Source organism: Neisseria mucosa (genome assembly GCA_003028315.1).
Classification (GTDB): Bacteria; Pseudomonadota; Gammaproteobacteria; order Burkholderiales; family Neisseriaceae; genus Neisseria; species Neisseria mucosa.
The window spans coordinates 275,743-296,029 of sequence record CP028150.1; the positions used below are offsets into that span (position 1 = coordinate 275,743).

General features: G+C 48.7%; 20 protein-coding genes and 3 pseudogenes. 14 read left to right on the forward strand and 9 right to left on the reverse strand.

Annotated features, from left to right (window positions below):
* Positions 1-51: 51 nt before the first annotated feature.
* Positions 52-474, reverse strand: a complete 423-nt coding sequence (locus NM96_01410; protein AVR78192.1) for a DUF937 domain-containing protein — start codon at positions 472-474, stop codon at positions 52-54.
* A gap of 193 nt (positions 475-667) precedes the next feature.
* The gene (locus NM96_01415; GenBank protein AVR78193.1) at positions 668-1,651 is read right to left on the reverse strand and encodes a hypothetical protein; all 984 of its coding nucleotides are present in this window, start codon (positions 1,649-1,651) and stop codon (positions 668-670) included.
* A 166-nt stretch (positions 1,652-1,817) separates the two neighbouring features.
* On the opposite strand from NM96_01415, the gene NM96_01420 reads away from it, so the two are divergent.
* A complete protein-coding gene (locus tag NM96_01420) occupies positions 1,818-2,786 on the forward strand; it encodes a hypothetical protein (protein AVR78194.1) in 969 nt (322 codons plus the stop codon).
* 93 nt (positions 2,787-2,879) lie between these two features.
* Here the strand turns inward: NM96_01420 and NM96_01425 are convergent, their stop codons facing one another.
* Genes NM96_01425 through NM96_01435 form a run of 3 tightly spaced genes read right to left on the reverse strand, consistent with a single transcriptional unit; the run spans position 2,880 to position 4,461 of the window.
* A complete protein-coding gene (locus NM96_01425; GenBank protein AVR78195.1) occupies positions 2,880-3,356 on the reverse strand; it encodes a Holliday junction resolvase RuvX in 477 nt (158 codons plus the stop codon).
* Positions 3,349-3,897 carry a YqgE/AlgH family protein gene (locus tag NM96_01430; GenBank protein AVR78196.1) on the reverse strand — a complete coding sequence of 183 codons (549 nt, stop codon included), beginning with the start codon at positions 3,895-3,897 and terminating at the stop codon, positions 3,349-3,351. Before NM96_01430 ends, NM96_01425 begins: the two co-directional genes overlap by 8 nt.
* Positions 3,898-3,909: 12 nt before the next feature.
* Complete coding sequence (locus NM96_01435) at positions 3,910-4,461, reverse strand: CreA protein (GenBank protein AVR78197.1); 552 nt, start codon at positions 4,459-4,461, stop codon at positions 3,910-3,912.
* Between the two features lie 197 nt (positions 4,462-4,658).
* Here NM96_01435 and NM96_01440 point away from each other — a divergent pair, with 197 nt between their 5' ends.
* Together NM96_01440 and NM96_01445 are read left to right on the forward strand one after the other, a co-directional pair.
* Complete coding sequence (locus NM96_01440; protein AVR78198.1) at positions 4,659-6,413, forward strand: hypothetical protein; 1,755 nt, start codon at positions 4,659-4,661, stop codon at positions 6,411-6,413.
* A gap of 265 nt (positions 6,414-6,678) precedes the next feature.
* Positions 6,679-8,181 carry a peptidase S41 gene (locus NM96_01445; GenBank protein AVR78199.1) on the forward strand — a complete coding sequence of 501 codons (1,503 nt, stop codon included), beginning with the start codon at positions 6,679-6,681 and terminating at the stop codon, positions 8,179-8,181.
* Between the two features lie 67 nt (positions 8,182-8,248).
* Here the strand turns inward: NM96_01445 and NM96_01450 are convergent, their stop codons facing one another.
* Genes NM96_01450 through NM96_01460 form a run of 3 tightly spaced genes read right to left on the reverse strand, consistent with a single transcriptional unit; the run spans position 8,249 to position 12,297 of the window.
* The gene (locus NM96_01450) at positions 8,249-10,138 is read right to left on the reverse strand and encodes a DEAD/DEAH box helicase (GenBank protein AVR78200.1); all 1,890 of its coding nucleotides are present in this window, start codon (positions 10,136-10,138) and stop codon (positions 8,249-8,251) included.
* Complete coding sequence (locus tag NM96_01455) at positions 10,139-11,176, reverse strand: NgoFVII family restriction endonuclease (GenBank protein ID AVR78201.1); 1,038 nt, start codon at positions 11,174-11,176, stop codon at positions 10,139-10,141.
* Complete coding sequence (locus tag NM96_01460) at positions 11,173-12,297, reverse strand: DNA (cytosine-5-)-methyltransferase (protein AVR78202.1); 1,125 nt, start codon at positions 12,295-12,297, stop codon at positions 11,173-11,175. Before NM96_01460 ends, NM96_01455 begins: the two co-directional genes overlap by 4 nt.
* Positions 12,298-12,321: 24 nt before the next feature.
* On the opposite strand from NM96_01460, the pseudogene NM96_01465 reads away from it, so the two are divergent.
* The 4 genes and pseudogenes from NM96_01465 (at position 12,322) to NM96_01480 (ending at position 14,975) form a co-directional block, all read left to right on the forward strand.
* Positions 12,322-12,523, forward strand: a pseudogene (locus tag NM96_01465) (hypothetical protein).
* A 141-nt stretch (positions 12,524-12,664) separates the two neighbouring features.
* Positions 12,665-14,044, forward strand: coding sequence for a DNA repair protein RadA (locus tag NM96_01470; GenBank protein ID AVR78203.1), 1,380 nt, complete (start codon positions 12,665-12,667; stop codon positions 14,042-14,044).
* On the forward strand, positions 14,031-14,261 hold the full coding sequence (locus NM96_01475; GenBank protein AVR78204.1) for a hypothetical protein: 231 nt from the start codon (positions 14,031-14,033) through the stop codon (positions 14,259-14,261). Before NM96_01470 ends, NM96_01475 begins: the two co-directional genes overlap by 14 nt.
* A gap of 267 nt (positions 14,262-14,528) precedes the next feature.
* Positions 14,529-14,975, forward strand: a complete 447-nt coding sequence (locus NM96_01480) for an SsrA-binding protein SmpB (GenBank protein ID AVR78205.1) — start codon at positions 14,529-14,531, stop codon at positions 14,973-14,975.
* Positions 14,976-15,026: 51 nt separating this feature from the next.
* Here the strand turns inward: NM96_01480 and NM96_01485 are convergent.
* Positions 15,027-15,157: pseudogene (locus tag NM96_01485) on the reverse strand (IS5/IS1182 family transposase).
* 155 nt (positions 15,158-15,312) lie between these two features.
* Here NM96_01485 and NM96_01490 point away from each other — a divergent pair.
* The 7 genes and pseudogenes from NM96_01490 (at position 15,313) to NM96_01520 (ending at position 20,279) form a co-directional block, all read left to right on the forward strand.
* On the forward strand, positions 15,313-15,651 hold the full coding sequence (locus NM96_01490; protein AVR78206.1) for a hypothetical protein: 339 nt from the start codon (positions 15,313-15,315) through the stop codon (positions 15,649-15,651).
* A 126-nt stretch (positions 15,652-15,777) separates the two neighbouring features.
* On the forward strand, positions 15,778-17,343 hold the full coding sequence (locus NM96_01495; GenBank protein AVR78207.1) for a GMP synthase (glutamine-hydrolyzing): 1,566 nt from the start codon (positions 15,778-15,780) through the stop codon (positions 17,341-17,343).
* Positions 17,344-17,647: 304 nt separating this feature from the next.
* Positions 17,648-17,812 (forward strand): annotated as a pseudogene (locus tag NM96_01500) (IS630 family transposase).
* A gap of 42 nt (positions 17,813-17,854) precedes the next feature.
* A protein-coding gene (locus tag NM96_01505) for an IS5/IS1182 family transposase (GenBank protein ID AVR78208.1) occupies positions 17,855-18,647 on the forward strand; the annotation gives its coding sequence in 2 pieces (ribosomal slippage) (positions 17,855-18,120 and positions 18,119-18,647; 795 coding nt in all).
* Between the two features lie 22 nt (positions 18,648-18,669).
* Positions 18,670-18,843 (forward strand): hypothetical protein, encoded by a 174-nt coding sequence (locus tag NM96_01510; GenBank protein AVR80230.1) that lies wholly within the window; start codon positions 18,670-18,672, stop codon positions 18,841-18,843.
* Positions 18,747-19,346: a hypothetical protein gene (locus tag NM96_01515; protein AVR78209.1), complete on the forward strand. Its 600-nt coding sequence runs from the start codon at positions 18,747-18,749 to the stop codon at positions 19,344-19,346. Before NM96_01510 ends, NM96_01515 begins: the two co-directional genes overlap by 97 nt.
* Positions 19,347-19,403: 57 nt before the next feature.
* Complete coding sequence (locus tag NM96_01520) at positions 19,404-20,279, forward strand: chorismate mutase (GenBank protein AVR78210.1); 876 nt, start codon at positions 19,404-19,406, stop codon at positions 20,277-20,279.
* Positions 20,280-20,287: the final 8 nt, after the last annotated feature.

Here is a 20,287-nt window from a genome sequence, read left to right on the forward strand (position 1 = left end):
AAGGTCGTCTGAAAGAATGTTTTCAGACGACCTTTTTGTTTAAAGTACCACTTATTTGGTGAAGTTTTTCAGTATGGCGGAGGCGATGTCGTCCAAGCCGAAACCGTCGGCTTCCTGCGCCGAGCCGTTGGGGGTGGCTTTATCAACGAGGTTGGGCAGGACTTGAGCCAGCAGGTCGCCCGCCTGGTTGGCATCAATGCCGAACTTTTGCGCCATTTGGCTGATGGTGTCGCTGCCCAGCGCGTTTTGCAAATCGCTGCCGGATATGGGCGCGTTGTCTTGTTGGTTGGAAATCCAGCTGTTCAATACGTCGCCCAATCCGCCTTGCTGTAACTGGTTGATCAGACTGCCCACGCCGCCTTGCTGACGTACCAAATCCATCGCCATATCGGTCAGAGAGTTTTGTGCGCCGCTACCGTCTTTACCGCCCAGTGCTTGTGCTGCCGTGTTCAGCAGGCTGTCTATTAATGCCATGATGTTTCCTTTGTGTGAAGTGTAAAATGCCGAGTGTAACAAAATTCCGTCATTTAATTCGCGGTTTAACTCAATTAAACCCGGCTTAGGGAGAATTGACGCGAAAACAAAAAAGGTCGTCTGAAAGCCTGTGTTGCACTTGAAATCTGAATCCAAGGCCCCTTTATTTCAAGCCGAGGCAGGGAGGTTTCCGCTATTCCCCGTCTTGGAAAATCACGTCGTTTTCAAACCGCGCCATATTGTGCAGCCCGTCGGTCAGGGCGATGCCTTTCATTTCGTGGCGGCGAACCAAGCCCAACACGGCTTCCTTGCCGGAAACGGGATGGCAGCCGGCAGGACCCATGTGTTGGAAACGGTCGGTGTAAAAGAGGTATAAATAACCGTCCCGCGCGTAAAGCCCGCCGTCTTTGTGGTTTATCCCGACAAAAAGCGGCTGCTCCGCCAATTGGTTCCAAACAATATATTTCACGGATTTCGCCAAATCCGCCGAATATTTTTCCACCAATCCGATCAGTAGCACATTCTCTTGCGGCGTGTTGCCGGCAAAAAAATTCAGCAATTCCTCATCTTCGACATTCGTAAACTGCTTGAACAATTCCTCCGCCCGCGCCGGCGTTACTTTGTAGGGATTGGAAAAACCGATGATGTCTATCGGGTGAAATTGCAGCGGCAGCTTGGCATCGCTACCGATGGACAAAGCATCCATCTTCTCTCTGGAAGCCGCCATGCCGTCCGCGCCGTTCACACGCATCAACCAAGAAAGTGCGCATTCGAAATGCTCGCCGTCCTGTCCTCGGTATTCCATCAGTTGAATGCCCAGCGAGTGCGCGACACGCAGGACATTACTCAAATTATTGAACTGGTCCGCCTTATCCAACGCGCCGACCAAAGCGATGCCGTCTAAAGCGCCGTCCTGCCCGTCTGAAAAAGCCCGCGCCGCCTCATAGTTTTCAAACACATATAAAACCGTCCGCCCGTCTTTCAGACGACCTATATACGGGATGCCCGTCCCTTCCGACACATCCGCCTGCATGGCAGACAGCGGCACATACACTTTATCTTTCGCATAAATCGCCCGTGCCGCGCCCTCGCTTTTTTCCTGCGCGGAAAGCCTGCGCGGCTCTTCTGCCGTTTCGCCGGACGGCTTGTTCCCAAAAATTTTCGACAAAATACTCATTCGGTTTTCCTTAATGTATTGGTATGCGCCCGCTTGAATGCTTTTCTGCACAACAGAACGGCGACAAACCGGGCGTGCAGGATTTTATCACAGCCTTTTTCAGACGACTTGCATTACCCCTAAGATACCGTCCATAATAGCTTTATGCTTTAAGCTAGGAAAAACAATGACTCTCCGAACCTCTACGTTATCCCTACTCACCCTGCTTATCCTTTTCCCGACGATGGCTGCAGCGAACGACGAACCACCCGCCGACGGCGACACTTGGTTGGACCACCGCCACAAAGGAGTTTCCAAACGCTTGGACAAATGGTCCAACCGCATAGACGACTGGTTTGGCGAACCAAATCCCGACCATCCTGCCGATGCCAACCTTCGCGTCATGCTCGATACCGAATGGAACCCTGACGACGAATTTACCGTGACGCCCCGCGTACGGGGTCGTCTGAAACTGCCGACCTTGGAGAAAAAAGTCCATGTGGTTTTCGGTGACGACTCTTTGGACGACGAGCTGAAACACGAGGCCAGTGCCTACCGCAACCGTACCAATACCAACGGCAGGATATTCGACGCATCCCAAAGCCGCGACAACAACGCCTCCCTTGCCGTACGCTGGTCTGAAGCATTCGCAAAACAGCGCACCGATACCGACTTCGATATCGGTATCCGCTCCGGCAGCGACCTGTTCGCCCGCGCCAAAAGCTCGAGCAATTGGCAACTGACCGACAACATCGACACCAGTTTGGAACAAATCTACCGTTACGGCATCAAGAGCAAACACCATGTCCGTACCAACTGGGAAACGCGTTACATCCCCAGCGAAAAAAGCTTTATCGCCAATCAGGCACACCTGCAATACGAACACGATAAAACCGAAGACTGGACATGGGGCAACAGCCTCTTCCGCCAACACAACCTCGGCAAACACCGCCACGTCAACTACGGCGTGTACACCGGCGGCAATATCGAAAAACGCAAAGCCGCCCTCAATACTTACGGCCCGTTTACCACCTACCGCCAACCGATTTGGCGCAACTGGCTGTTTACCCAAACCGAAGTCAACTACTACAACAACCGCAAAGAAAACCAAAAACACCGCGTCGGCGCGCTGTTAAGGATTGAAGCCTTGTTCTGATGCAAAAAGGTCGTCTGAAAGCCTGTTGCCGGATTCAATCCCGTCAATACAGCTTTCAGACGACCTTTTTTCTCAAAATTTTTTCAAACTCTCTCAAACGGATGATTCTTCCGAACCTTCTTCCCTGCCGTTGAAATACTCCGCCGCGCCGCCGTCGAAAAAGCCCTGCAAAATCGCTTGCGCGGCCACTTGGTCAAGTACCGCCTTCTGTTTGCGCCCGAACACCTGCGCCTCGGCAAGCAGGCTTTCCGCATATAGCGAGGACATCCGCTCATCCACCCAATATACGGGCAGGTTGAAACGCCCGTGCAGGCGGCGGCCGAATTTGCGGCTGAGGCGGGTCAACTCGTGTTCCGTACCGTCGGCGTGGGTCGGCAATCCGACGACCAAATGCTTGGGCTGCCATTCCCGTATCAGCTTGGCGATGGCGTTGAATTTCTCATCGTTGCTGTTGCCGGTCACAGTCGCCAAAGGATGCGACAAGCCAAGTTCCGCATCGCCCTGAGCCACGCCGATACGCGCCTCGCCGAAATCAAACGCCAAAACCGTCCCTACCGGTGCTTTATGCATGACCGGCTCCACATACAAGCGCATCGGGCTGGATGCCCAGCTTGGCAAACGCGGCAGCGTAGCGGTGTTCGTAAGGCATATCGAACAAAATATGCTCGTCCGCCTTCACCGTCAGCCAGACATTGTCCGCCAGCTCGCGTTCAAGCTGCCCTTTGCTCCAGCTCGAATAGCCTATGCTGATTAAAATCTTGTCCACCGCGCCATCACGCGATAAGTTTTCAATCACATCGCGCGAAGACGTCAGCGCAATGTCGTCTGAAACAATCATACTGTTTTGCCAGTTGCCCACGGGCGTATGCACGACATAGCCGCGGTCGATCTGTACCGGCCCGCCCATCATGACGTGTTCGTGCTGCATCCGCAAAGGGATGTTGCGGTCGGTTGCCGCAAAAATCATGTCCATCGTAATCGGCGACGGTTTGTTGATGATGATGCCCAACGCGCCCTCTTCGTTGTGTTCGCACACATAAATCACCGAATTTTCGAAAAACGGGTCGTCCATATCGGGCATGGCAATCAGGAAATGGTCGGTTAGGTTCATATCGCTCATCTTTTACTTGTTCGGCACAGGCGCATCTACGACGCACGCACCGTAAATCTGTTTGCCTTCCATACCGCCGGCAACTTGCTGCGCATCCGCTTTAGCACCGCCAAAGCACGACACCGCGCTCAAAGAGTTCTTCGGCGAACCCTGAACGATTTTGTCGCTGTAAACCAAATACGCAAACGCCTTACGTTTAGGATCGTAATAACGGATAATCTGCTGGCTCTTAAACGCCAAGCTCGCGCTGCGCTTAAACACTTCCCGCGGCTTGACGACGGCTTGCTCGTTATAACGGATGACCTCCGCCGTCTGCACGCACGACACGGAAGCATCGCTCGCATCTTCCTCCAAATTCACCGTCTCTTTCAAACCGCCTTTTTTCGCATAAGAAATATAACAGGCAACCCCTTGCACATCAGGATCATCAAACCCCTCGACTTCAATACGGTCATTTTTTCCCAGCATATGAAAAACCGTGCTGGCACGTCCGATTTTGTCAGTATCGTTACCGCAGGAAGCAAGAAGCAGGGCGCAAAGCGCAGGCAGAATAATTTTATTCATGTAAATTAAGAAACCTTTGAAGGTTGAAAATAAAGAAGCTAACACCGTAGCTCCTACTATATAAGACCGCTTGTTCAGATTGCAAGCGCAGAGAAAAGCATTGTCTAGACAAATATGGGCAGATGTTATTTTCAGACGACCCCGCTGACTATATAATTCCGCCTATTGCCTTTATTTTAACGATCCAGAACCCAATCATGCGTTACAAACCTCTTTTACTTGCCCTGCTCATCGGTTTCGCTTCGCCTTCTTTCGCCGCCAAAGACGCGCCCAAGGAAAAGGCTGCGCCTGTCAAAAAAAGCGTCAAAGACAAAAAAGATGCCGAACCTGCTAAAAAAGAAGCTGCCAAAGACAAAGCGAAACCTGCCGCCAAAAACGCCAAGGACAAGGCAGAAGACAAGCCCGTAGCCAAAAGCAAAAAGGAAACTGCCGAAGCGGAGAAAAACGAGCGTGCCAAAGAACGCAGAAACGACAAAGAAACCAAAAAACAAGATAAAGCCGACAAAAACAAAAAAGGTGAAGCCAAAGCGGAAGAGAAGGCAGGCAAAGCCGTTCCCGCAAAAACCGAGCCTGTAAAAGGCAAAGACAAAGCGGCAGACAAACCCGCAGCCAAAAATAATGTAAAGGCAAAAAAAGAAGCCGCCGAGTTGCCTAAAAAAGACGAAGCAGCGGCAAAACAAGATAAAAAATCCGTCGAGAAAAAAGCGGACAAAGCCGATAAGAAAACCGCTGCCGCCGATTCAGACGACTTCAAAGCCGCAGTAACCGCCGCCGCCAATGATTTGGAAAGCAAAAAATCGCTGCGCAGCCGCAACGAAGGTTTCATCATCCATGTCAACACCACGTTGAAACAGTTGCAGCAAAGCCGTATCAACCTGTCCGCCATCAACCGCCAACAGCGCGACGCATGGGATAAATTCCAAAAGCTCAATGCGGATTTGAACTACCTGAAAACTCAGGTATCGAATACGCGCGCACAAATTTCCCGTTTCGTTTCAGGCAACTATAAAAACAGCCAGCCTAACGCCGTTGCCCTGTTCCTGAAAAATGCCGAGCCGGGTCAGAAAACCCGCTTCCTGCGTTACACCCGCTATATCAACACCGCCAACGATCAAGTCATCAAAGACCTTGAGAAGCAGCAAAAAGAGCTGGCAGCGCAAGAGCAGAAAATCAACAACGAACTGGCATACCTGAAAAAACTTCAGGTCAACATCCAGTCCTCGCTGCGCCGCCAAGGTGTAACCAACACTGCCGAACAGGCTGAAAGCCGCCGCCAAAACGCGCAGATGGCAAAAGAGGCGCAGAAAAAAATCAACCACAAAGAAAACGAACAACGCCTGAACAATCTGTTGAAAGACTTGGAAAAGCGTAAAGCCGAGCAACGCCGCCAGGAAGCCGAAGCGCGAAAAAAAGCCGCCGAAGCCCGTCTTGCCGCCGCTGAAAAAGCGCGCAAAGACCGCGCCGCCGCCGCGCAAAAAGCTGCCGACGAACGCGCCGCCATGTCCAACCTGACTGCAGAAGACATGAACATCCGCGCGCCTTCCTACGTCAGAATCAGCAATGCCAACAGCTTCAGTCGTATGCAGGGTCGTCTGAAAAAACCGGTCAGCGGCACGCTTGCCGGACTCTTCGGACAAGACCGCGGCGACGGTGAAGTTTGGAAAGGCGTGTTCTACCAAACAACTCCGGCAATCGTCAGCAGCATTGCCGGCGGTACGGTTACCTACGCCGATGAATTGGAAGGTTTCGGCAAAGTCATCGTCATCGATCACGGCGACGGCTATATCAGCATTTATTCAGGCTTGAGCGAAATCGAAGTCGCCAAAGGCTACGCCGTAGCCGCAGGCAACCGCCTGGGCATCAGCGGAACCCTGCCTTCGGGCATGGAAGGCCTGTATTTGGAAGTCCGCTACAACGGGCAGGCAATGAACCCGCTCTCCTGGATAAGCTGACCTGCAAACCGGTTTGATGTTTTCAGACGACCTTTTGCCGTATCACGGGGTCGTCTGAAATTTAACAACTGAACCCGACGGCCCTATATTCAAAAGCTTTTACACCCGCGCAGATATTTTTTACGCTAACCCTGTTGTTTGCCAAGCGTAAATCGCATACAGTCTTGCGGACGTATATTCAGGTCGTCTGAAGCAATGTTTCCCCATCCCGTTTCACAGTCATTACGGTCTGAAATGAAATAAGACAAAAAGAAAGCTATTTATAATGTCAACATCCACTTTGAAAAAAGTCGCACTCTACACACTCGGCGCATTCAGCGGTGTCGCCCTCAGCTTGAGCGTTCAAAGCTTTGCCGCCGAAAAAGACAAAAAAGACAACGAAACCCTGCCCGTACAATCCATCCGCAACATGGCGGAAGTTTACGGGCAAATCAAAGCCAATTATTACCAAGACAAATCCGATGCCGATCTCTTTGAAGGCGCGATGAAAGGCATGGTGTCCGACCTCGACCCGCATTCCGAATATTTGGATAAAAAAGGCTTTGCCGATATGAAAGAATCTACCAGCGGCGAATTCGGCGGCTTGGGTATGGAAATCGGGCAGGAAGACGGATTTATCAAAGTCGTTGCCCCGATTGAGGATACGCCCGCCGAGCGTGCAGGTGTGAAAAGTGGCGACTTCATTGTCAAAATCGACAACGTTTCCACACGCGGTCTGACCACCAGTGAAGCCGTGAAAAAAATGCGCGGCAAACCGGGTACCAAAATCACCCTGACCCTTTCGCGCAAAAATGCGGATAAACCCATCGTCGTCAACCTGACACGCGCCATCATTAAAGTCAAAAGCGTCCGCCACCACCTGCTTGAGCCGAACTACGGCTACATCCGCGTGTCCCAATTCCAAGAGCGCACCGTGGCAGCCATCAATGAATCCGCCAAGGCATTGATTAAAGAAAATAAAGGCGCGCCACTCAAAGGCCTCGTCCTCGATCTGCGCGACGACCCGGGCGGCTTGCTTGACGGCGCGGTCGGCGTATCCGCCGCCTTCCTGCCTGCAGATGCAAAAGTCGTCAGCACCAAAGGACGCGACGGCAAAGAAAGCTCGGTATTGAAAGCCCGTCCCGAAGACTATATCCGCGTAAGCGGCAAAGACCCGCTGGCAGATCTGCCTACCGAGTTGAAAACCATTCCGATGACCGTCTTGATTAACTCAGGCTCTGCTTCCGCTTCTGAAATCGTCGCAGGCGCACTGCAAGACCACAAACGCGCCGTCGTCGTCGGTACGCAAAGTTTCGGCAAAGGCTCGGTACAAACCCTGATTCCGCTGTCCAACGGCAGCGCAGTCAAACTGACCACCGCCCTGTACTACACGCCGAACGACCGCTCGATTCAAGCGCAAGGCATCGTCCCCGACGTCGAAGTCAAAGACAAAGACCGCGCCTTTGAAAGCCGCGAAGCCGACCTCGCCGGACACATCGGCAACCCGCTCGGCGGCGAAGACGTCAACAGCAGCAACGAAATCAGCACGCCTGATTCAAACGAAGCCGCGAAAGCCGATGAAAACGCCAAGTCCAAAAAAGGCAAGGACAAAGAGAAAGACGAAGACCTCTCCAGCCGTCGTATTCCTAATCCTGCCAAAGACGACCAGCTCCGCAAAGCCTTGGATTTAGTCAAAAATCCAGCCGAATGGCAGAAGTCTTTAGGTTTGGCGGCGAAAAAACCGGCTCCGAAAAAAGACAAGAAAGACGGTAAAGACGAAAGCAAATAAGCTCAGTCCGAATCCTTGAAAAAAGGTCGTCTGAAAACGATATCAGTTTTCAGACGACCTTTGTATTTTACTTCACGCCCCAATACACCAATCCCTTATGTGGTAACTTGATATTCGGTAACCAAAAATCTTTACCCTGCCAACCTTTATCTTTACTTCCCACTACTTGATAAAGTGTAAGGAATAAATCATCGGGATATTTTTCTCCTAATTTACGGTCGTCTTCCGAAAGCATTGTGCCTGTTGCTCGAGAAAGATTACGCTCTGTTTTAACCAAAACATAGATTTTGAAAGCTGGATATTGCGTTTTTAATGCTTCTATGCCAGCAATAAATTTTTCCTTGTCCCAATCATCAGATACATAATTACCAAGTTTATCTAAAATCAAGAATAGCTCTTCTATGCCTATTTTATACAAATCAGATTGCACCTTATTTGTCAAAACAGAGGGAAGAAGGTTGTTGATAGTCAACAAGTTGTTTTCATTCGGACGAAGTGGGAAGTAATTTACTCCTCCGACCATTTGATTGATGCTGTCAGATTTTAATACATTTCTTCGTGTCGGGTTGATGCTTTTCGGGTAAATAACCTGAATATTGCCATCTGAATTTTTTGCCTGCTCAATAATCAGATTGTTTGCCTGATTGAGTTGAACAAAGAAATGATAGACATCAGACGGAATATAAAGCCGTAACAATGATTTATCTCGGTCATATCCAAAAATGCGCGAATGCTGCCAGAAAGTATCTGCATTAGGTTTTTTAGCTGTACGACTGTAATAAACTGTTTGCAGTTTTGGAATAGTCAAGCCACGACCAATCACATTACCACCAATAATGATGTTGAAACCTTTTTCCAAGTCAAAATCAGCTTCTGTCTGCGAATTAACGACAAGAGTAGAGATTTGTTTATTCTCCAAAAGTACGGTCAATTTTTCGTATATTTTATCAAAGTGATGAATATCGGGCTTGGTCTTTTGCAAATCCCAATAACTTTCTTTAAAGCTACCTGCAAGATCTTCCCCATTATTGACTGCTTGCACTAAGTCATTTAAAAAGGCTTGGATTTTCTTTGAAAAGGCTTGATGATCTTGAATTTTATAGCTTGGATGCAGTGCAAAATTACAGTTAGTTTTATCACATAGCGCGAATTCTGCACAGGTTATTAGAAAACTAAGCAATGCCTGTTTTGCCCCTTCGGCAATTTCACCACTCTCGTCTTTCATATCATCCAATTCGCTATCAATAAAACGAACTATATAGCTTGGTGGATCAGAAAAGACAAAGTTGCCACCGATGTATTTTTCGCCTGCTTCAAAGAAGTGGATAAATTCAGGTTGCCAATCAGATTTTTCATGTTGCAACAAAAGCGATTGAGGCGTGGCAGTCAACTGGATAAACAAGCTTTGACAACAGGAATTTTTGATGTCGTTTAGCAGTTTATTGATAGTACTGGCATCTTTAGCCGGCTTATCAGAATTAGTATTTAGGCTGGCAGCATCGGCTTCATCGTCCACAATAACCAAAGGATAGCCTTTCAGGCTATTTTGACTGGCAAACAAATTACGCCAACGTTTCAATACACGAGCATTCTTTTTAATCACAACCAAGATAGGATTATTTGCCTTCATTACCTGTATAAAACTTCGGTCATCATTTTCAGACAACACAATAAAATTTTTCAGATTGTCTTTGGCTCGCTTGACTGTTTGTTCCTGTAAATCTACGCTGTCAGTAGTAAGATACAAAAAAACTTTGTGGTCGCCATCATCAGCCAGCGCACTTAATACACCCAAAACCTGTGCCGTTTTCCCACTTTGAACATTGCCTAGCAATAAAACATTTTGAGCAATTTTCGGCTTAGTTTGTGATAATTTCCCCATAAAACCATCAACGGTATTTTTAACAGAATCAGCTAATTCGGGCGGGGTTAATTGATTCAAGTAGGTTTGCAACATTTAGTTTTTCCCCTTAAATGAGAGCAGCCAAACATCAGGATTGTCGGTTGAACGGAACTCAAAATGATCGTTACCGTATTGGCGTAAGGTTTCATGAGTAATCTTCTCGTTATTTTGCAGACAACCACGATTTTCCAAACGACCTTTAATCCATTTGCCAAGTGTTTTCAAGTCATTTTCTGAGCGGAAATTTTTGGAATAATCTCCCGATGTCTTACATTGAAATTGCCAACCATCGTCAGTAATAACTGTAAAAGACTTCAGAACCGGATACCCTTCTTGTGAAGTGATGTCTTTGGATACAATCAACTCTACTTCATACCAGGGTCGTGGTTTGACAAACCCCCGTTTATCTCGTCGACCTTCTCCAAAAAATACATTTAAATTACTTTTTTCTTCGGTTTTAGCCGGAATTGAGAAATGATATTCTGACGTTTGGGCAAATAGTTGCCGAATTTTTTCTGGTACAATTTTTTGTACACCCAAACAATTTTCTAAATGATTGTTATGTTCAATAAATGTACTCGGTCTCTCAACTTCTTGGATATTTTTGCCTAGTTTATGAATGGTATTTTGAATATCTGCCTGTAACATTTGTGCAACCTTACCGTCCAAATGTAACATGGTTTCATAAGTACGTTCTGTACTATCCCAAAAACACGTTAAGTTAGCAGAACCAATTAATCCATCGATTTGTTGATAATTTTTAAAGGAATACATTTTCCCGTGAAATTTCACAAAGGGGGAAATATAGACGGCTCCTCTTTTCTCATGTTGCAAAAAATCATTTAGTTTACATAAGCTGTCATATTGCAAATGGCTAAAACCTTCCAAATAATGCATTCCGACCAATAGATCTATTTTTTGAATATGATCGTTTAGCTCCAAAATTTTATGTAACTCAACCACCGCGTCATTAGATACATAACCAGTCGCCATCAACACTTCATCCGCTGATTTAAATAAATCCATCCAAACCGCATTAAGAGATTTTTCAGTGATTTTGGCATTGGCGATATTGGAAAAAACTGTATTCATTGTTTTCCCCCTCGAATTTTGCTTAGTCGGTCATGGAATAAAATTTCTTTCTCTGCGATTAATTTCTCATGCAAATCTATTTTTTCGTAGTTGTCTGAAAAAATCGGCAAAATGGTTTTTGCCAGTTCAATCACTCCTTGAGGTGGGACAGCATTACCAATTTGACGGCGTACTTCGGTTGTTGAACCGACAAATTCAAAATCATCGGGAAAGCTTTGCAACCTTGCGCGTTCACGGTTAGTAAAGGCACGCGGTTCAGGAAAATGGTAGCCCCAAGTGCCACCACCACCTGCTGCAATAATTGTTTTTGACGGCTCGTTTCGATGCATGCGACGATAAACGTGGCTAATCATACCTTTTACATATAAAGGATGATCTTTGGGAATATCGGTAAAATTGCCACCTTCAGGAATTAAGTCCAACATACGGCGTGTTTTATCGCTGATTTTCAGCAATTCATTATTACTGGCATTCTGTGGAATATTGGATACGGCTTGACCTGCTGTTACATATGGTTTTAAGCCATTTTTACCAGTTTCATTGTGTGTCGGTTCTGGATGACGAAAATTAAATCCTGTATCTAAACGCACCCCAACAATCAACACACGCTCACGAAATTGAGGTACACCAAATTCAGCAAAGTTATATAGCTTTGCCTGAACGTAATAACCACAATTTTCGAAGTCGGTAATGATTTGTTGGATGGCCTTTTTTTTATTGGCGGTCAATAGACCTTTAACATTTTCAGCAACAAAGACTTTCGGTTTTTTTGCATTTACAAAACGTAAAAAACTTTTATACAGATTGCCTCGTTCGCCTTCCAAGCCAGGTTGTTTCCAAATCATGGAAAAGTCCTGACAAGGGAAGCCTCCTAAAATGATGTCGCAATCAGGAATAGTTGGATCGTTTGGGTCAATTTGTTCAATGTCACCCTCTACGATGACATCGCCGATATTTTTACGGAAACTTTCACAAGCCCAATGGGAGAAATCGTTCGCCCAAACAGTTTCATAACCAGCTTGGTGAAAGCCCAAATCCAAACCACCACATCCTGAAAATAGAGATAGGATTTTTGGTTTATTGCTAGAAGAATTAAGATTTGAGATTTGTTTAGATAGCATAGGATTTCACTCCTATGCATAAATTTGATAAAAATCCTTGTATGGATTTTAAAGGTGAACTATGCTCTGAACGCAACGCAACGCAACGCAACGCAACGCAACGCAACGCAACGCAACGCAACGCAACGCAACGCAACGCAACGCAACGCAAATTTTACCATTGTATATAAGGAGAAAGTCATTGTCTGAAAGTCCTATCTAGTGCTTTTTTGTCATTATGCCATAAAACAACAGGAAACTCCCCTATTCACATAGTGATACAGTCTTGCAATCACAAGTAAAGTCCGCATAATAAAAGGTCGTCTGAAAACGATATCAGTTTTCAGACGACCTTTTCACACTTCAAAAACCCCATAGGGAAAACATCATGGCAAAAGCTCCCAAAACCATCTACCAATGCACCGAATGCGGCGGCACTTCCCCGAAATGGCAAGGCAAATGCCCGCATTGCGGCGAGTGGAACACGCTTCAAGAAAGCCTTGCCGCGCCCGAACCGAAAAACGCCCGCTTCCAATCTTGGGCGGCGGACACATCGACTGTCCAATCCCTCTCCGCCGTTACCGCCACCGAAGTGCCGCGCAATCCGACCGGCATGGGCGAACTCGACCGAGTATTGGGCGGCGGCCTGGTCGATGGCGCGGTCATCCTGCTCGGCGGCGACCCCGGCATCGGCAAATCCACACTGCTGTTGCAAACCATCGCCAAAATGGCGCAAAGCCGTAAAGTGCTGTATGTTTCCGGCGAAGAATCCGCCCAACAGGTCGCCCTGCGCGCGCAGCGTTTGGAACTGCCCACCGAAGGCGTGAACCTGCTTGCCGAAATCCGCATGGAAGCGATTCAGACGGCCTTGAAACAGCATCAGCCCGAAGTCGTCGTCATCGACTCCATCCAAACCATGTATTCCGACCAAATCACCTCCGCCCCCGGCTCCGTGTCGCAGGTGCGCGAATGCGCCGCCCAACTGACGCGCATGGCGAAACAGATGGGCATCGCCATGATACTGGTCGGACACGTTACCAAAGACGGCGCGATTGCAGGCCCGCGCGTACTGGAACACATGGTCGATACCGTGCTGTATTTCGAGGGCGACCAACATTCCAACTACCGCATGATACGCGCCATCAAAAACCGCTTCGGCGCGGCAAACGAACTGGGCGTGTTCGCCATGACCGAAAACGGTTTGAAAGGCGTGTCCAACCCGTCCGCCATCTTCCTTGCCAGCTACCGCGACGACACGCCCGGCTCGTGCGTTTTGGTCACGCAGGAAGGCAGCCGCCCGCTTTTGGTCGAAATTCAGGCATTGGTCGATGATGCGCACGGTTTCACCCCCAAACGCCTCACCGTCGGCCTCGAACAAAACCGCCTCGCCATGCTGCTTGCCGTCCTCAACCGCCACGGCGGCATCGCCTGTTTCGACCAAGACGTGTTCCTCAATGCCGTCGGCGGCGTCAAAATCGGCGAACCCGCCGCCGACCTCGCCGTCATCCTCGCCATGCTCTCCAGCTTCCGCAACCGCCCGCTGCCCGAAAAAATGGTTGCCTTCGGCGAAATCGGCCTAAGCGGCGAAGTCCGCCCCGTCGCACGCGGACAGGAGCGGCTCAAAGAAGCGGAAAAACTCGGTTTCAAACGCGCCATCGTCCCCAAAGCCAATATGCCGCGCAACGCAAAAGAGTTTCCGAATCTAAAAATCTTCGGCGTTTCCAGCCTTCAGGAAGCCATCGAAATCTGCCGCGATGCGGAAAATTGACAGACAGCAATCGGAAAGGTCGTCTGAAAACCTATTCCCAGTTTCAGACGACCTTCATCGAGGAGCGTGTGGTGCATTTGATATGCTTCTTGCGAAAATCAGTATGAAGCAAAATTCCAGCCTATTCTTTTGCTTTTTAGGAAGAGAGGGGAAGGGCGATAGGTTGGGGATTTTCTATTTCACTTTGCCATACTATACGAATGTGAGGCTAGGGTAGTCTGGTGTTTCTGATTTTATAGTGGATTAAATTTAAATCAGGACAAGGCGACGAAGTCGCAGACAGTACAGATAGTACGGCAAGGCGAGGCAACGCCGTACTGGTTTAAAGTTAATCCACTATAATTTGCCGTATAGAGCGGCATACGTTTAAAGATTGAAAAGCGGAAGAGGGTGGAAAATACAGTCGGTTTGAGAAGCAGTTCGCACTACCCCCGCATCCTGTTAAAATACCCGGTCTGAAAAGACAGAAGACAAGAATAGAATTATGAGTATTGCCAATAATAAAAAAGCCTTTCACGACTTCTTTATCGAAGATCAGCTCGAAGCCGGTCTGGTATTGGAAGGTTGGGAAGTCAAAGCCATCCGCGCCGGGCGGGTGCAGCTGAAAGAAAGCTATATCTACTGGAAAAAAGACGCTTTTTATCTGGTCGGCTGCCACATCACCGCGCTGCCGACTGCCTCGACACACGTCAAACCCGACCCCGTCCGTCCGCGCAAGCTTTTGCTCAAGCAATCCGAAATCAACAAGCTCATCGGTAAAACCGAGCGTGCGGGTTATACCATCGTCCCGTTGAACCTGCACTTTACGCGCGGCAAAATCAAAATGGAAATCGGTTTGGCGAAGGGTAAAAAACAACATGACAAACGCCAAAGCCTGAAAGAAGCCGACTGGAAACGCGAAAAACAACGTTTGATGAAAAATGTGCGCTGAGGCTGATAGCAGCTTGAATTGACCGCATGACGCCGATGTTGCCGCAAACGTGTATAGTGGATTAACTTTAAATCAGGACAAGGCGACGAAGCCGCAGACAGTACAGATAGTACGGAACCGATTCACTTGGTGGGTGCTTCAGCACCTTAGAGAATCGTTCTCTTTGAGCTAAGGCAAGGCAACGCCGTACTGGTTTAAAGTTAATCCACTATACCCGCCGTTTACACATCAAGCCCTATGTTTGCAAAAACATACCCAAGATTGCTTTCTTCAGGCTTTTCAGACGACCCCTGCGACCCAATAATCAGGGTCGTCTGAAATTTTACGGAGTAACGCCATGTCCCGCTCTTCGCTTTTCCTGCCGCTGTTTTTGATTATCTTCGGTGCCGTTTGGTTTTTGAAAACGACGGACATCCTGCCCGCAACTTCGACCATCGTGTCCGCCGGTATGGTGGTGGCGGGGATTGCGGTTTTGGTGATGGACGGTGTCAACAAGCAGTCTATCGTTTCCGGCCCGCTGCTGGTGTATATCGGCGCGGCGGTGTATCTGCACAATCAATATTGGCTCGGCTATTCGCCGCTGGTTGCTTTGGGAATGATGGTGCTGGGCTGCCTGCTGCTGCTTTCGCGCAGCGATATGGTGCCTTATAAGCAGCATAAACAGCAGGATAACTAAGCCCCCCTTCCTGCAAAGGTCGTCTGAAAATGGTATAATCCGCCGTTTTCAGACGACCTGTTTTGTTATCGGAATCCCGTTTTGAAACAGTCAGACCGTTCCCTATCACTCTGCAAAGTTCCCGCCATGACCCAAGACAAAATCCTCATCCTCGACTTCGGTTCGCAAGTTACCCAGCTGATCGCCCGCCGCGTGCGCGAAGCTCATGTTTACTGCGAGCTACATTCTTTCGACATGCCTTTGGACGAAATCAAAGCCTTCAATCCGAAAGGCATCATCCTCTCCGGCGGCCCCAATTCCGTTTACGAATCCGATTATCAAGCCGATACCGGCATTTTCGATTTGGGCATTCCGGTTTTGGGCATCTGCTACGGAATGCAGTTTATGGCGCACCACTTGGGCGGCGAAGTTCAGCCCGGCAACCAGCGCGAATTCGGTTACGCGCAAGTCAAAACCATTGATAGCGAACTGACCCGCGATATTTACGACGACGCGCCGAATACGCTGGACGTATGGATGAGTCACGGCGACAAAGTGTCCAAACTGCCCAACGGCTTTGCCGTCATCGGCGATACCCCGTCATGCCCGATTGCCATGATAGAAAACGTCGAAAAACAATTCTACGGCATCCAATTCCATCCCGAAGTGACCCACACCAAACAAGGCCGCGCCCTGTTGAACCGCTTTGTCTTGGACATCTGCGGCGCGCAACCCAGCTGGACAATGCCGAACTACATCGAAGAAGCCGTTGCCAAAATCCGCGAACAGGTCGGCAGCGACGAAGTGATTTTGGGTCTGTCTGGCGGCGTGGATTCTTCCGTAGCCGCCGCGCTGATTCACCGCGCCATCGGCGACCAATTGACCTGCGTGTTCGTCGATCACGGCCTCTTGCGCCTGAACGAAGGTAAAATGGTCATGGATATGTTCGCCCGCAACTTGGGTGTGAAAGTGATTCACGTCGATGCCGAAGAGCAATTCATGGAGAAACTCGCAGGCGTTACCGATCCCGAGAAAAAACGCAAAATTATCGGTGCGGAATTTATCGAAGTATTTGATGCCGAAGAGAAAAAACTCACTAACGCCAAATGGCTGGCGCAAGGCACGATTTACCCCGACGTCATCGAATCCGCAGGTGCGAAAACCAAAAAAGCCCACGCCATCAAATCGCATCATAACGTCGGCGGTCTGCCTGAAAACATGAAGCTCAAGCTGCTTGAGCCGTTGCGCGACTTGTTCAAAGACGAAGTGCGCGAACTGGGCGTTGCTTTGGGCTTGCCGCGCGAAATGGTGTACCGCCATCCGTTCCCCGGTCCCGGTTTGGGCGTGCGTATCTTGGGCGAAGTGAAAAAAGAATACGCCGATTTGCTGCGTCAGGCGGACGACATTTTCATCCAAGAATTGCGCAATACCACCGACGAAAACGGCACATCTTGGTACGATTTGACCAGCCAAGCCTTCGCCGTGTTCCTGCCCGTAAAATCCGTCGGCGTAATGGGCGACGGACGCACTTACGATTACGTCGTCGCGCTGCGCGCAGTCATCACCAGCGACTTCATGACCGCACACTGGGCAGAACTGCCGTACTCGCTGCTCGGCCGCGTGTCCAACCGCATCATCAACGAAGTCAAAGGCATCAACCGCGTGGTTTACGATGTAAGCGGCAAACCGCCTGCTACGATCGAGTGGGAATAAAAGTAAAGATATAGTGATTAACTTTAAACCAGTACGGCGTTGCCTCGCCTTGCCGTACTATCTGTACTGTCTGCGGCTTCGTCGCCTTGTCCTGATTTAAATTTAATCCACTATATAAACGCATAAAAAGGTCGTCTGAAATGGTTTCAGACGACCTTTTGGTTTTTAAACAACTAATTCTTTTACCGTGTAATCAACACTCTGCTCTTAATCGGCTATATGCTGAAACCAATTTGCAAAGGTCTCGGCTTATATAGTCAATTAAAAACAAAATAGCACAATACTCAACTTTGAAGGTCTAACCATGGCATACTCTGCGGACTTAAGAAACAAAGCTTTAAACTATTACGAACAATGCAAAAACATCAGCCAAACCGCAGCAACATTTAACTTGTCAAGAAACACGCTTTACCTGTGGATTCGCCTTAAAAAACAAACAGGCAGCCTAAAACATCAAGTTACCGGTCTAAGAACGTGTTCATTGTCTCAGCCTCTGCTGTAAACTATCGGCATGAACAGAAAAACCTACCCAAGCGATATCAGTCGCGAGCAATTTGCGCCTCTCCTTCCCCTGCTGGAAAGTGCCCGTAAACGCACAGCGCCACGCCAGGTGGACTTGTACGATGTCTTTTGTGCCATTCTCTACCTGCAACGCACTGGCTGCTCCTGGCGCGCTTTGCCGGGCGACTTCCCCAAATGGCGCACCGTGCATTCCTACTTCCAGAGATGGACCGAACCACGCGAGAGTGGCATCAGCATCCTTGAGGAAGCATTAAAAAAATCAGGTAGTTGCGGAGCGTCGCAAGCAGGGGCGCCATGAAGCAACTACTTTCCTGATTATTGATGCGCAGAGTGTGAAGAACACGGATACCGCCATGGAAAAAGGCTACGATGCGGGCAAGAAGGTTAGCGGTATCAAGCGACATATAGCGGTTGACACGCAAGGTTTGCCGCATGCCCTTGCGGTAACGACGGCGGATGTTACGGATAGAAAAGGCTGCCTGGTGGCATTGGAACGTGGGCGGGATAATCTTGGTGCGATACAAAAAATCCTTGCTGAAGGTGGTTACACGGGTAAGGCATTTGCTTCGTCGGTACAGGAGTTGATTGGTGCGGAGGTAGAGATTGCCAAACGAAACGAATTGCACCGTTTTGCAGTATTGCCGAAGCGATGGGTAGTAGAGCGCAGCTTTTCCTGGTTGGAAAAGAACAGGCGGCTTTGGAAAAACTGCGAGCGTAAGTTGAGTACCAGTCTGCAAATGGTAGCTTTGGCTTTCTTGGGAGTCCTGCTACGAAGACTATGAACACGCTCTAAATGCCGTCAAATTGGATAGGCAAAAACTGGCTCAATATGTTGAGCAACACCAGGATGCCTATCTACATGAAATCGCCAAACATTTTGATTGTACGCCAGCCGCCGTTTGCTATGCACTCAAACAGATGGGGATGACGCGCAAAAAAAGACCACCACTTACAAAGAACAAGACCCGGCCAAAGTAACGCATTATTTGACACAGCTGGCCGAATTTTCCGACTACCAACGTGTTTATTTGGATGAAACAGGATTTGACCGCTACCTGTTCCGTCCCTATGCCCGCAGCCTAAAAGGGCAAATAGTAAAAGCGCAGATAAGTGGAAAAAGATACCGACGCTTATCTCTGGTGTCCGCACAAGTCGGCAACCGGCTGATTGCTCCGATGGTTTATCAAAATACGATGACCGGAGTCTTTTTTGAAGCGTGGTTTCAGCAATGCCTACTGCCCGCATTGACTCAAAAATCGGTGATTATTTTAGATAATGCACGATTTCACCGTATGGGTGTCTTACGGGAAATGGCGAAAAAATGGGGACATAAGGTATTGCCTCTTGCACCTTATTCACCTGAGCTCAATCCGATTGAGAAGGTGTGGGCGAATATTAAGCGGTATCTGCGAACCGTATTGTCTGATTACGCCCGATTTGACGATGCGCTACTGTCCTATTTTGATTTTAATTTGCTATAAAATAAATTTTACTTGCTAAGTCAATATGCTAATATTTCTGTCTGTTTCAGGAGATATATGATGATTATTGTGATGGGTAAGAATGCTTCTCAGGAGTCGGTAGAGGGGGTAATCGGGTTTATTCGTAATAAGGGGTTGAAAGAGCATATCTCTCGGGGGGAAGAGCGGACGATTATCGGTGCGGTTGGTGATGAGCGGGTGTTCCGTCCAAATGAATTGGAACGTCTGCCTGATGTGGAACGCGTTGTCCGGGTATTGAACGATTGGAAAATTATCAGCCGAGAGGCGGACGAGGAAGACGGCAGGATTGTTGTACGGGGTGTGATATTCGGCGGAGTGAAGCGGTTGGATATTACTGCCGATACGGATAGGGCGGAAGAGGCGGATGCAGTATTTGTCGATCCGTTTTACCTTCCTGCACGCCCTTATGAAAAAGTGGACGAGCAGCGTGAAAACTTACGGGTTCGGGCGATTGTTCAGGAAATTTCTGATTTGCAGAAAACAGGCAAGCCCGTCATTGTCCGTATCCGTGATGTGCGCCAGATAGATGAGGCCTTGTCTGCCGGAGCGGATATTTTGTATTTGGGCGGCAGTATGATGAACAATCGGACGCTTTTGGATGAGGTAGGTCGTCTGAATACGCCGGTAGTGTTGTGTAAAGACAAGCATCATCGCGTTGATGATTGGCTGATGGCGGCAGAACATATCGCTTTGCGCGGCAACAGCCACATTGTGCTCGGTGAAGCTGGGACACTCAGTTTTGAGCCGGAACATGCCTACCGTTTGGATGTCGATGCCATCGTTCGGGTTAGGAAAGTGTGCCGTCTTCCGGTTATCGCCAATATTACCCGTCTGTGGCACAATGATATGCCTCAGGAAATATTGTATCGTTTGGCAGCGGCAGCAGGTGTGAACGGGATTATCAGCGGCTAGGAGATATA